Origin of the sequence: Siminovitchia sp. FSL H7-0308, assembly GCF_037980985.1 — a bacterium.
GTDB classification, from domain to species: domain Bacteria; phylum Bacillota; class Bacilli; order Bacillales; family Bacillaceae_C; genus Siminovitchia; species Siminovitchia thermophila.
This window is the reverse complement of sequence record NZ_CP150282.1, coordinates 4,206,810-4,218,559: the sequence shown is the minus strand read 5'-3', so window position 1 is coordinate 4,218,559 and position 11,750 is coordinate 4,206,810. Positions and strand designations below refer to the sequence as shown.

Genomic DNA, 11,750 nt, shown 5'->3' with positions numbered 1-11,750 from the left:
AGAGAGGCAACTATGATGAAGGCAACAGGTATTGTTCGTCGTATTGATGATTTGGGAAGAGTAGTCATACCAAAAGAAATCCGCAGAACATTGCGAATCAGGGAAGGTGATCCGCTGGAAATATTTGTGGATCGCGAAGGGGAAGTTATCCTAAAGAAATATTCCCCGATTAACGAATTGGGCGATTTTGCAAAAGAATACGGAGAAGCTTTATTTGACAGCCTGGGGAGCCCCGTCCTTATTTGTGACCGGGATGCAGTTATTGCGGTCGCCGGCGGGCCGAAAAAGGACTATATGAATAAAAATAATAGCGATATGATTGAAGAGGCTATGGCGAACCGTTCGGCCAAACTGGAAACGAATCCGGGCTCCGTTTCGCTTGTCGAGGGGCATGAGGAAGAACTTTCCTCTTATACGATTGCCCCTATTATAGCGGGGGGCGATCCGATCGGCGCTGTAATTATTTTTTCCAAAGATAAGGTAATCGGTGAAATTGAACAAAAATCTGCCGAAACGGCAGCCAGCTTTTTGGCTCGACAAATGGAATCGTAATGCTCATAAAACAATATTGGAAGAGGGCTTGGCGTCCGCCAAGCCTTTTTCTTATGCTATAATAAATGGAGATTTTTTGTAGAAAGGCGAGAGGTAGCTTGCCAGAAGAAACGAGACCATTTATCAAAGGCGCCTTTATATTGGCGGCAGCAGCGCTGTTTATTAAAATATTGAGTGCCGTGTACCGCGTCCCTTTTCAGAATATCGTTGGTGACACGGGTTTTTATATTTACCAGCAAGTTTACCCACTATACGGAATCGCTTATGTGCTTGCTTCAACCGGCTTTCCTGTTATTATTTCAAGAATAGTCGCTGCAAAAGATCAGCAAAATAAACAAAGTGTCATAAATAAGCTTCAAGCCGCATTTATCGTTTTAATGTTTGTGGGACTCGGCTTGTTTTCCTTTTTTTTCTTTGGCGCAAATATGATTGCTCGCTGGATGGGCGATCCTCTGTTGGGACCCGTTATTCAAGTAACCGCGTTTCCTTTTTTGCTGCTTCCCTTTCTGTCTCTGTGGCGGGGGATATTTCAAGGGAACGGCAATATGGTGCCAACTGCTTTAGCCCAGGTGATAGAGCAGGTCTTCCGGGTCGCGGCCATTTTACTCATCTCCTTTCTTTTAGTGGATAAAGGATATTCCTTTTATGAAGTGGGGCGGGGTACTTGGGCAGGCGCAGTTGTAGGAAGTGCGGCGGGTGCTGTCTTACTGGCTATATTTGCCGGAAGGAACATCAGAATCTTCATAAATGCCGTCCGCCTTCCTTTTCATGAGTTTGTTGCGGTGGGAAAATTGGTTCTTGTACACGGGACGGCGATTTGTTTTAGCGGCCTTCTGCTTATTTTATTTCAACTTGTTGATTCGTTGAATATGTATTCTCTTTTGCTCCATTCCGGTATGGAGAGTGTGGATGCAAAAGTGTTAAAAGGCGTTTTTGACCGGGGGCAGCCGCTTATACAGCTTGGAACGACTATCGTAGGGGCAATGTCGTTAGCCCTTGTTCCAGCCATAGCCGCCGCCTGGTCCCAAGGAAATATAGGAATCCTCCAAAAAAAGATGGAATCAACTATAAAACTGAGTGCTGTTATAGGGGCAGGGGCGGCAATCGGGTTAATGAACATTATTAAGCCAACCAACATGATGCTTTTTAAAAACCAGGATGGCTCCTTAACACTTGGTATACTTGCCGCCGCCATTTTCTTCGCATCTATGGTTATGACGTTTACCGGAATATTGCAAGGGATGGGAGCGGCGCTCGTTCCGGCAAAGTATTTACTCGTAGGAATTGCGTGCAAATATGTATTAAACACATGGCTTGTTCCACAATATGGAGCATTTGGCGCCGCTTTGGCTACCAATATAGGGATGGGCGTCATTTTCATTTTACTGTTAAACGAGTTAAAAAAACGGTTTCCTGTACACATGGTCATATTCAAAACCTTGCCCCGATTGTTGATGGCCTGTACCGCCATGACCGCTGTACTTCAGGTATGGCTGTTTCTTTTTGAAGTATGTGGGCTTGAAGGAAGGCTGTGGAGTACTGTAGCGGCACTTGGCGGAGTGTTAGTCGGCGGATTCATTTATATATCGTTTTTACTTTACAGTAACCTGTTCGACAATGAGGAATTAAAGCATGTTCCGTTTTATGCGAAAGCAACTGCTTTCCGATGGAGAACAACAGAAGAAGGGAGAAGGAAATGAACGAAATATTTGTCGTTGGCTTGGGAGCGGGAGAGCTTGACCAGCTTCCGCTCGGTGTCTATAAAAAGTTGAAAGAAACAGACCGGCTTTTCTTTCGAACAAAGGAGCATCCCGTTGTAAATGAATTGAAAGCGGAAGGAATCGTTTTTCAAGCATTTGATGACGTATATGAAAAACATGACACCTTTGAGGCGGTTTATGAAGAAATCACCGAAAAGCTGCTGGATGAAGCCCGGAAAAAAGAACTGGTGTATGCTGTGCCGGGACATCCGCTTGTGGCCGAAAAGACTGTCCAAATGTTGCTTCAAAACGGTCCGCAACAAGGGATTCAAATTACGATCGGCGGCGGGCAAAGCTTTCTTGATAGCCTTTTTTCAGCTGTTAAAATCGACCCGATTACAGGATTTCAGTTGCTTGATGCGACAATGCTTCGCCGGGATGATATTAACATCGGGCAGCATGTCATCATCGCTCAAGTATACGACCAGTTCGTTGCTTCCGAAGTTAAACTGACCCTTATGGAAAAATACCCGGATGATCATAGCGTGATTATTGTTACAGCAGGGGGCAGCAGCCGGGAAAGTCTCAAAGAGATTCCTCTTTACGAATTGGACAGGCAGGCAGCCGTGGACAACTTGACGAGTCTTTATGTCCCTCCGCTGACGTGCCGGGAGGAAACATTAAAAGAATTTTCGTCATTAAGGGAGATAATAGCCGAACTTCGAGGTCCAAATGGCTGTCCATGGGATAAAAAGCAGACAAACAAGTCTTTAAAGAAATACTTGATTGAAGAAGCATATGAACTGCTCGATGCGATTGACCGCGATCATATAGATGACATGGTGGAGGAACTTGGTGATGTATTGCTCCAAGTGATGCTGCATGCTCAAATAGGGGAAGATGATGGAATGTTTTCCATTGAAGATGTCATTGAAAGTATTTCCAAGAAAATGATTCGCCGCCATCCACATGTCTTTGGTCATGTCCACGCAGAAACATCTGAAGCTGTTGCAGCCAACTGGGAGCAAATTAAAGCTGCTGAAAAAAACGCTCAGGACGAAGGGGCTTCCTTGCTCGATCATGCTGAAAAGGGAATTCCCGCCTTGCTTCGCGCTTATACATATCAAAAACTGGCAGCAAAAATCGGTTTTGACTGGGAATGTGCTGAAGATGCCTTAACAAAAGTAAAGGAAGAAGTGCAGGAATTTGCGGATGAATTGGCGAAAGAAAACAAAGAGGCTCAGCTTGATGAAATGGGAGATGTGCTTTTTGCGGTTGTCAATGCAGCAAGGCTGGCCGGCATTCATCCGGAAGAAGCCCTTCAGCAGGCAAACGAAAAGTTTTATCGCCGGTTTACGTATGTGGAGTCCAAAGTGAAAGAGAGCGGGCGTCCACATAGTGATGTATCACTCGAACAACTTGACCAGTATTGGGATGAAGCCAAAAAACAAGGCAGGTGAATGGTTTGACCGAGATGCGTTTAGATAAATTTCTTAAAGTTTCCCGACTTATCAAAAGAAGGCCTGTAGCGAAAGAAATGGCCGATAAGGGCAGGATCCACATCAATGATCAGCAGGCAAAAGCAAGTTCAAGCGTAAAAGCGGGTGATGAACTGACGATCCGTTTCGGGCAGAAGCTTGTCACTGTCAAAGTGAAAGAATTAAAGGATTCTACGAAAAAAGAAGATGCCGCCGCCATGTACACATTGGTAAATGAAGAACGGCTGGAACAATAAAAAACCTGTAGAAACTGGAAAGAAGGCTTGTTCTATTTCATTCCCCCGATACATACATTTATCACAAACGGTATGAAAAAGAGGGGATGAAGATGAGCCAATATTATGATTCAACGCAAACCGGAACGAAGCCGGCTCCAGAGCATGATTTGATTATGCGCGGCCGCAGATTGATTGATATAACGGGTGTAAAGCAAGTTGAAAGCTTTGATAATGAGGAATTTTTGCTGGAAACCGTCATGGGATTTCTGGCCATTCGGGGTCAAAACTTGCAAATGAAAAATCTCGATGTGACCAAAGGGGTCGTATCCATCAAGGGCAAAGTGTATGACATCGTATATCTTGATGATCACGACGGAGGAAAAGCTAAAGGGTTCTTTGGCAAGTTATTCAAATGAGTTTATCCGTCCAATTCCAAACATTACTTGCCATGATTGTCATGGGAAGTCTATTTGGAGCCATGCTTGATACGTACCAGCGCTTTTTAAACCGTGTAAACCGCAAGCGTTGGATCGTATTTATTAATGATTTGCTATTTTGGTTTATTCAAGGCATCCTTATTTTTTACATTCTTTTTTTGGTCAATTCGGGTGAATTGAGGATTTATTTGCTCCTCGCCCTTTGTCTTGGGTTTGCCGCTTACCAGGCTTTGTTCAAGCAGAGTTATGAACGTTTGCTTGAATGGGTCATTCGCCTTGTCAAAGCAGCCGTTCACATCATAAAAAAGCTTGTTCATCTCCTCATCTATCAACCGGTCAGGGGCCTGTTTTTACTGATCAAATATATCGTGATCTCTCTCCTTTCAGTTGGATTAGCGCTTGTAAAAACAGTTGGGAAAGTGTTAAAATGGTTGGTAACGACTGTCTTTCGACCAATATTATGGATCGGAAAGATGATCGTTCCAAAAAAAGTGGAAAAGTTTGTCGTGAAAATGGGAAGCTCTTTAGAAGGGTTTTTTCAAAACACGAAGAATAAAGTAAGTAAAATCATAGAATTTCTTCGTAGAAAGAGATAGGAGGCGACAGAGACAGGATGGGAACCAAGCAAAGACAGGCTATTGCTTCTCTTGAAAACAGTTATACAAAACAGCAGGAGGTTGCAGCCCGTTCGGCAGCTAGAAGGAGAAAGTTATTGTTTCGGCGGCTTACCGTTTTCTTTGTCATGGCCATCGCAGTCAGCGCCTTATTAATTTCTACGCTGATGTCACGAGAAGAAAGTTTAGCGGAAAAAAAAATGGAAAAGGTGCAAATGGAAGAAAAATTGGCCAAGTTGGAAAAAGAGCAACTCATACTTGAAAATGAAATTGCCAAATTGAATGATGACGAATATATTGCCAAGCTCGCCAGAAGCGAATACTTCCTCTCTGATAAAGGAGAAATCATCTTTAATATCCCAAATTCCGAAAAGAAAGAAAAAGAGAAAAAGAGCTCATATTGACACTTTTTTTTGCAGTTAGCTATAATATAAAGTAAAGCTTTATTTTTTTATACACTTTAAGGAGGAAAAATTTTTTTATGTCGATCGAGGTAGGCAGCAAGTTACAAGGTAAGGTAACAGGCATTACTCATTTTGGGGCTTTTGTGGAGTTGCCCGAAGGCTCAACCGGACTTGTCCACATAAGTGAAGTGGCCGATAATTATGTGAAGGACATTAATGAGCATTTAAAAGTCGGTGATGAAGTACTTGTCAGGGTTTTAAATGTTGAGAAGGACGGAAAGATTGGATTATCTATCCGCAAAGCGAAAGATCAGCCCCAGTCACAATCTCACTCCGGTCAACGCCCGCGTCATGGCAGGATGAATGATTTTCGCACCAAAGAAAGTTTTGAACAAAAAATGAATCGCTTTTTGAAAGAAAGTGAAGATCGTTTATCATCGTTAAAACGCCATACTGAGTCCAAACGGGGCGGCCGTGGCTCAAGGCGTGGCTAATAACTTGCTGTCACTTTCCATATAGCAGGTACGGACGTTAAATGGGAGAATCTCTTGGAGATCCTCCTATTTTTTTATGGTAAATATTGGAGCGAAGCATGATCTATGTAAATAATATCCATGGGGTTTTTTGTTATCCCTGTTCCGCTAATGAATATTGTTCAAGCCATTCCAATCCATTTTGGCCGATCAATTGAAGGAGAAACGGCAACGGTTCTGATCGGATGCTCCCGCTTGATTTTATCAAGCGCTCATCTACGATATCTTCCTCAAACATTGCGCCAGTATTGTAAACCATCTTCATCGCGAACAACGATATTTAGTTTTGCCAGCTCACTTTTCAAATCTCTCATTGCTTCTTCATCGTCGTTTTCAATCGCTTTTTCTCTCGCTTTCATAAGCGCGTTTTCAGGTATTAATAAATCTGGAGAATCCTCAAACCATAATTGATAGTGATCTTTATACGGATCTCCCTCACTTCTCCAAGGATAGCCATGCTTGTTAAAAGCTTGTTCAATCTTGTGTTTGCTCGTATCATGCGGCTCACGTAAAAGTTCATGTCCCGAAAATCCGACAATAACCAATTCTCCATTATCAAGGAAAACATGCTGGATGTCTTTTCGAAGGATTTCCATATTCAGTAACTTATTTTGAACAGTGACTGTTGCATCTGTCATCTTAATTGAAATGTTCTGTTCCATTAGCCAATGAACAAGAAACAAACCACATAATAAACCTATGACGGACAGCAATACACTGGACCAATCTCCCGTAAAGCTTTGTATTTTTTCAAGAAGGTTCATCAGGAACACAAATGTATTAGAATCACCGATCCATTTCATAAACCATTCTAAATCTATCAGCCAATGTACAATTCTAGTGAAAAAATAGCCTAACGTCATACCTCCGACAGAGAAAATAACGTACCATATGATCTTTTCCGCCATAGACATACTGATCACTGTTTCTCTTGTATCTCGCAATATTTTCAATCCCCTTGTCACTTTCCATCTTAGTAACTTATACGAACATGAAAGCGAAGAGTTTCAATCCAATCGATATTGGATCCCCATGCTCCAGAAATTTTTTAAATGTTTTCATTCTGAGGATAGGTTTTGACACTGGAATATGTTCCACTCAAATCCATTCACCAATGCCCATTCACCCACGACCATTCACTTTCATGTGTTGCGATCATGCCTTTTAACCCTTGAAGAAAGCCTGGCGGTGGAATGCCGGCGTGAAGTCCAGGTGAGCGGCTACGTTCCATAACCTGTTTCGACTCCTCTTTATCTCACTCGGCAAAGGTTGTCTTGCTTTCTTGCTTATTTTTAATAATTCGTGTTCATTATCGGCAAAAGTACAACATATTTTGGCGGAACAACGGAAGGATCGTATGAAACTTGATGGGAAAATCAGCCAAAAAACCGCGCCATTAAGAAGACAAAAGGGTTTTTTATAATGTCGGATATTTGTATCTGAAAGAGTCGAACGATTCTGTCTTTGTTATCCATAAAAATGACAAACTTTTATTCATCGCCGCTATATAATGGGCTTCAATATTTGGAATCGGGGGAGATGAAGATGGGTAAGGGAGAACAGATGCTGATCGGAACTGTTGGAAATATGGAATTGGAGAAAGCGGACTTCGATCTTTTTAAAGGACTAAGAAATGTTCGGAAAAAGCTGGAATACGTTTTTTTGGATAAAGGGATTGCTATGGTGCTGGTCGGCTTTTTGCTTGGACGAGCTTTAATATTATCGCAGCTCAGCCCATTTGCCCTCCCGTTTTTCGCTTGTGCCTATATGTTGCGAAGGCGAAGATCGCCGCTTGTCCTGCTGGGATTGATGGCCGGGGCATTGACCATATCCCTCAGCAATGTGATCTTTATTTTTACAGCAAGTATTCTATTTTTAATTTCATTCAGAATGATGGAAAAAATCCACGAAGCACCTATAAAGGCTGTTCCTTACTATGTGTTCTGTATTTCTTTTTTGATCAAATGCTCAGTTACATATTTCCAGAACGGACAAATTTTACAAAATTATGATCTCATGATGGCTGGCGTGGAAGCGGGATTAGCCTTTGTGCTCGTTTTTATATTCATGCAAAGCATTCCATTTTTGACGACACTAAGGAAGACGAAAGCTTTAAAAACGGAAGAAGTGATCAGCTTGATGATTATGCTTGCTTCTGTGATGACCGGGACGATTGGCTGGACGATATATGACTTGTCCATTGAACATATTATGTCGCGTTATCTTGTTTTGGTTTTTGCTTTTACCGCGGGGGCAGCGGTAGGATCGACCGTCGGTGTTGTAACAGGGCTGATTTTCAGCTTGGCGGACATGTCCAGCTTTTATCAGATGAGTTTGCTTGCTTTTGCCGGTCTGCTCGGCGGCCTTTTGAAGGAAGGGAAACGGGCTGGAACCGCCATTGGTCTCATGATTGCCACGTTGCTTCTAGGAATGTACGGAAGCCAAGGAGGCGCGTTAAGCATTTCCATGTATGAGTCCATTCTAGCTGTGCTGTTGTTATTTTTAACCCCTTTGCCTTTCACAGAACGATTGGCGCGCCATATCCCCGGTACTGCGGAACATGCGCTTCATCAACAACAATACGCCCGAAAGGTAAGGGACATAACTGTTCGCAGGGTGGAGCAATTTTCCTCTGTGTTCAAAGCGCTGTCAACCAGTTTTTCGCAACCCGAGAAATGGGCTGATCCTGAAAAGGAAGAACAAGAGTATGACCTGTTTTTAAGCAAGGTGACAGAAAAGACATGCCAAACTTGTCATAAAAAATCCCAATGCTGGGGAGCGCAGTTTGATAAAACATATGAATTAATGAAGCAAGTTATGCATGAAATGGACGATAAAACCGGTTTTATCCCCGTACAAGTGTATCGGCCGCTGGAAAAGCATTGCAGCAAGGCTGGAAAGGTAAGGGATGTGATCCATCAGGAACTTGTGTTTTATCAAGCGAATAAGAGGTTGCAAAAGCAGGTGCAGGAGAGCCGGAAGCTTGTGGCCGAGCAGCTAATGGGCGTTTCAGAGGTGATGATTGATTTTGCAAAAGAGATGAAACGCGAGCAAAACAATCATCATCGACAGGAAGAACTTCTTTTGGAATCTCTTCAGGACTTTGGGATCGATATTGAACAAGTTGAAATATACAGTTTGGAACCGGGTGGGATTGATATTGATCTTATGATCCCCGGCTGGTACGGAAACGGGGAGGCGGAGAAAATCATCGCCCCACTTTTGTCAGATATTTTTAACGAGACCATTATCGTGAAACATCGGGAAACGGCTGACTTCCCGCAAGGGTTTCATTACGTAACGCTTAGGTCCGCAAAAGCCTATGCGGTTGAAACTGGTGTGGCCCATGCGGCAAAGGGCGGTGGGTTCTTATCAGGAGACAGCTACTCAACAATTGAGCTTGGTTCGGGAAAATTTGCCCTTGCGATCAGCGATGGAATGGGCAATGGCGAAAGAGCCCATCAGGAAAGCAATGAAACATTGAAATTACTTCAAAAGATATTGCAGTCCGGAATCGAAGAAAAAGTGGCGATCAAATCAATCAACTCTGTCCTTTCTTTACGGACAGATGACGAAATGTTTTCCACTCTTGATTTGGCCATGATCGACTTACAGACGATAGAAGCAAAATTCATTAAAGTAGGTTCTGCTCCAAGCTTTGTCAAAAGGGGGAATAAAATTAAAAAAATAGAGGCCGGGAACTTGCCGATAGGGATTCTGGATGACTTTGATGTTGATATTGTCAATGAACAATTGAAGCCGGGCGACTTGCTCGTCATGATGAGTGATGGTGTCTTTGAAGGGCCAAAGCATGTAGAAAATTATGAATTATGGATGAAAAGGAAGTTGCGGGAGATCCAGACTGATGAACCGCAGGCAATTGCAGATTTAATCATGGAAGAGGTGATCAGAACCCGCTCCGGTGCCATTCCGGATGATATGACGATTATCACTGCAAAAATTAAGCATAACACACCAAAATGGGCAGCCATTCCAATCAACAAGGCAACAAGAAAGATTTCAAGTGTCAGCTAGTATAAAAACCCCTATTTCCGGCGACGCTGGTAAAAGTTATCAGGCATGATAAGAGCCGAAAATGGAGGTAATAATTGTGAAAGCAGGCACTTTAAAACAAATACTTTTGATCACGGACGGCTGTTCCAATAAGGGCGAGGATCCGGTTGCCATGGCAGCCTTGGCCCAAGAGCATGGGATCACTGTCAATGTGATCGGCGTGCTTGAAAATGACTCGATCGATGAAAAAGGGATTACGGAAATTGAAGGCATTGCCCAAGCAGGTGGGGGCATCAGCCAAATCGTTTATTCGGAAAACCTATCCGAAACCGTTCAAATGGTAACAAGAAAAGCGATGACACAAACATTGCAAGGAGTAGTAAATCGGGAACTGCGACAAATATTGAGCAAAGAAACTTCCCTTGAAGAGCTTCCTCCGGAGCAAAGAGGAGAAGTCATGGATGTGGTTGATGAGCTTGGTGAAACTGCCGAACTGCAAGTGGCTGTTCTTATTGATACGAGTGCAAGCATGAAATTCAAATTGCCAACCGTAAAGGAAGCACTGCTCGATTTATCTTTAAGTTTGAATGCCCGGACAGGAAATAATCAATTTTCTGTCTGTATATTTCCCGGGAAACGAGTTGACACAGAACAATTGGTGGATTGGACGCCAAAGCTGGATGCGCTGACGAGTGTGTTTCCAAAATTAACGGCTGGCGGCATCACACCCACAGGTCCAGCCGTCCGAGAAGCGATTGGCATGTTCAAGAAAAAACGCTCATTAAGGGGGCTGTTCGCCAGAGATGATGACGAACAAATCCTGGACGAATCGATGTAATGTCCTTCCGGGCACGGTCATACGAGGGAAGTGGCATCACAACAGATACGTCATTATAAAAAAACTGGGGAGCGGTGCCAACGGAATTGTCTATCTTGCTGAAGGCGCAGGCGGTTATACCGCCATAAAGATGAGTGACGATAGTATGTCAATCATATCGGAGGTCAATGTCTTAAAGGAACTTGCAAAGGTCCAGGGATCTGTCCTTGGACCTTCCCTTTTGGATGTTGATGATTGGGAACAGCCGCGTGAAAAAAGCATTCCTTTTTATGCGATGGAATACATAAACGGCCCAAATTTGCTATCATTTATTCGGCAAAAGGGGACTTCTTGGGCAGGCGTGATGATTGTTCAACTACTGCATCATTTGGAGCAGCTGCATCGTCTAGGTTGGATCTTTTGTGATATAAAACCGGAAAATTTAATCGTATCCGTCAACCCGGTAAAAATCCGCTGTATCGATGTTGGAGGAACGACTAGAAGGGGGCGTGCTGTAAAAGAGTTCACTGAATTTTTTGACCGGGGATATTGGGGTCTGGGATCAAGAAAGGCCGAACCGTCTTACGATCTTTTTTCAACAGCGATGGTGATGATTAATTTATTTTACCCAAATCGCTTCCAGAAAAATAGCGGCGGGATTCACCAGCTAAGAGCATACATTCAAAAGTCGGCGGAACTGTCCCGCTACCAAGAGATATTGGAAAAAGCATTAACGGGGCAATATGCGTCAGCCGAACAAATGAAGAAGGAAATGTTATCCATCATGAGCCGGACCGCCATGAAAAACAGGCGTGTCAAACAGAAGAGAAGTCGAAAAAAGGGCTCCCTCATGGAGACAGCGGCAGTTATTTTTGTCACTTCTTTTCTCTACGGATTGTACATATATTTATTTTTATTATAACAGCAGTTTCATACCTTATTTTGGCCAAAAGTGTTAAACT

General features: G+C 43.2%; 13 protein-coding genes. 11 read left to right on the top strand and 2 right to left on the bottom strand.

What is annotated here, in order from left to right; all coding sequences use genetic code 11:
* Positions 1-15 precede the first annotated feature (15 nt).
* From spoVT to MHB50_RS19715, 8 genes are all read left to right on the top strand, one after another.
* Positions 16-552 carry a stage V sporulation protein T gene (spoVT, locus tag MHB50_RS19750; RefSeq protein ID WP_077111905.1) on the top strand — a complete coding sequence of 179 codons (537 nt, stop codon included), beginning with the start codon at positions 16-18 and terminating at the stop codon, positions 550-552.
* Between the two features lie 98 nt (positions 553-650).
* Positions 651-2,252, top strand: a complete 1,602-nt coding sequence (locus MHB50_RS19745; protein ID WP_171973902.1) for a polysaccharide biosynthesis protein — start codon at positions 651-653, stop codon at positions 2,250-2,252.
* Positions 2,249-3,712, top strand: coding sequence for a nucleoside triphosphate pyrophosphohydrolase (gene mazG, locus MHB50_RS19740; protein ID WP_339160587.1), 1,464 nt, complete (start codon positions 2,249-2,251; stop codon positions 3,710-3,712). The genes MHB50_RS19745 and mazG overlap by 4 nt, the downstream gene beginning before the upstream one ends.
* A 14-nt stretch (positions 3,713-3,726) precedes the next feature.
* Positions 3,727-3,987, top strand: coding sequence for an RNA-binding S4 domain-containing protein (locus MHB50_RS19735; protein WP_077111904.1), 261 nt, complete (start codon positions 3,727-3,729; stop codon positions 3,985-3,987).
* Between the two features lie 92 nt (positions 3,988-4,079).
* Positions 4,080-4,385, top strand: coding sequence for a sporulation protein YabP (gene yabP / locus MHB50_RS19730; protein ID WP_077111858.1), 306 nt, complete (start codon positions 4,080-4,082; stop codon positions 4,383-4,385).
* Positions 4,382-5,002: a spore cortex biosynthesis protein YabQ gene (gene yabQ / locus MHB50_RS19725; RefSeq protein ID WP_339160585.1), complete on the top strand. Its 621-nt coding sequence runs from the start codon at positions 4,382-4,384 to the stop codon at positions 5,000-5,002. Before yabP ends, yabQ begins: the two co-directional genes overlap by 4 nt.
* Positions 5,003-5,019: 17 nt before the next feature.
* On the top strand, positions 5,020-5,424 hold the full coding sequence (locus MHB50_RS19720) for a septum formation initiator family protein (protein ID WP_077111856.1): 405 nt from the start codon (positions 5,020-5,022) through the stop codon (positions 5,422-5,424).
* Between the two features lie 77 nt (positions 5,425-5,501).
* Entirely contained in the window at positions 5,502-5,918 is a 417-nt protein-coding gene (locus MHB50_RS19715) for a S1 domain-containing RNA-binding protein (protein WP_077111855.1), read from the top strand.
* Between the two features lie 269 nt (positions 5,919-6,187).
* Here MHB50_RS19715 and MHB50_RS19710 read toward each other — a convergent pair whose 3' ends face one another.
* Together MHB50_RS19710 and MHB50_RS19705 are read right to left on the bottom strand one after the other, a co-directional pair.
* Positions 6,188-6,901, bottom strand: a complete 714-nt coding sequence (locus tag MHB50_RS19710; RefSeq protein ID WP_339160582.1) for a DUF308 domain-containing protein — start codon at positions 6,899-6,901, stop codon at positions 6,188-6,190.
* 164 nt (positions 6,902-7,065) lie between these two features.
* Complete coding sequence (locus MHB50_RS19705) at positions 7,066-7,188, bottom strand: hypothetical protein (protein ID WP_268921005.1); 123 nt, start codon at positions 7,186-7,188, stop codon at positions 7,066-7,068.
* 314 nt (positions 7,189-7,502) lie between these two features.
* Between MHB50_RS19705 and spoIIE the strand changes: the two genes are divergently transcribed.
* The 3 genes from spoIIE to MHB50_RS19690 all read left to right on the top strand — a co-directional run bounded on the left by spoIIE (position 7,503) and on the right by MHB50_RS19690 (position 11,710).
* On the top strand, positions 7,503-9,992 hold the full coding sequence (spoIIE, locus tag MHB50_RS19700; RefSeq protein WP_077111853.1) for a stage II sporulation protein E: 2,490 nt from the start codon (positions 7,503-7,505) through the stop codon (positions 9,990-9,992).
* A 76-nt stretch (positions 9,993-10,068) separates the two neighbouring features.
* Positions 10,069-10,809, top strand: coding sequence for a VWA domain-containing protein (locus MHB50_RS19695; RefSeq protein WP_077111852.1), 741 nt, complete (start codon positions 10,069-10,071; stop codon positions 10,807-10,809).
* Entirely contained in the window at positions 10,778-11,710 is a 933-nt protein-coding gene (locus tag MHB50_RS19690; RefSeq protein WP_340085373.1) for a protein kinase family protein, read from the top strand. Before MHB50_RS19695 ends, MHB50_RS19690 begins: the two co-directional genes overlap by 32 nt.
* Positions 11,711-11,750: the final 40 nt, after the last annotated feature.

Bases quoted from the DNA above. Each gene is read 5' to 3' on its own strand.
- spoVT (WP_077111905.1), top strand. From the start codon at position 16: ATGAAGGCAACAGGTATTGTTCGTCGTATTGATGATTTGGGAAGAGTA.
- mazG (WP_339160587.1), top strand. From the start codon at position 2,249: ATGAACGAAATATTTGTCGTTGGCTTGGGAGCGGGAGAGCTTGACCAG.
- MHB50_RS19735 (WP_077111904.1), top strand. From the start codon at position 3,727: ATGCGTTTAGATAAATTTCTTAAAGTTTCCCGACTTATCAAAAGAAGG.
- yabP (WP_077111858.1), top strand. From the start codon at position 4,080: ATGAGCCAATATTATGATTCAACGCAAACCGGAACGAAGCCGGCTCCA.
- yabQ (WP_339160585.1), top strand. From the start codon at position 4,382: ATGAGTTTATCCGTCCAATTCCAAACATTACTTGCCATGATTGTCATG.
- MHB50_RS19720 (WP_077111856.1), top strand. From the start codon at position 5,020: ATGGGAACCAAGCAAAGACAGGCTATTGCTTCTCTTGAAAACAGTTAT.
- MHB50_RS19715 (WP_077111855.1), top strand. From the start codon at position 5,502: ATGTCGATCGAGGTAGGCAGCAAGTTACAAGGTAAGGTAACAGGCATT.
- MHB50_RS19705 (WP_268921005.1), bottom strand. From the start codon at position 7,188: ATGGAACGTAGCCGCTCACCTGGACTTCACGCCGGCATTCCACCGCCA.
- spoIIE (WP_077111853.1), top strand. From the start codon at position 7,503: ATGGGTAAGGGAGAACAGATGCTGATCGGAACTGTTGGAAATATGGAA.
- MHB50_RS19690 (WP_340085373.1), top strand. From the start codon at position 10,778: ATGACGAACAAATCCTGGACGAATCGATGTAATGTCCTTCCGGGCACG.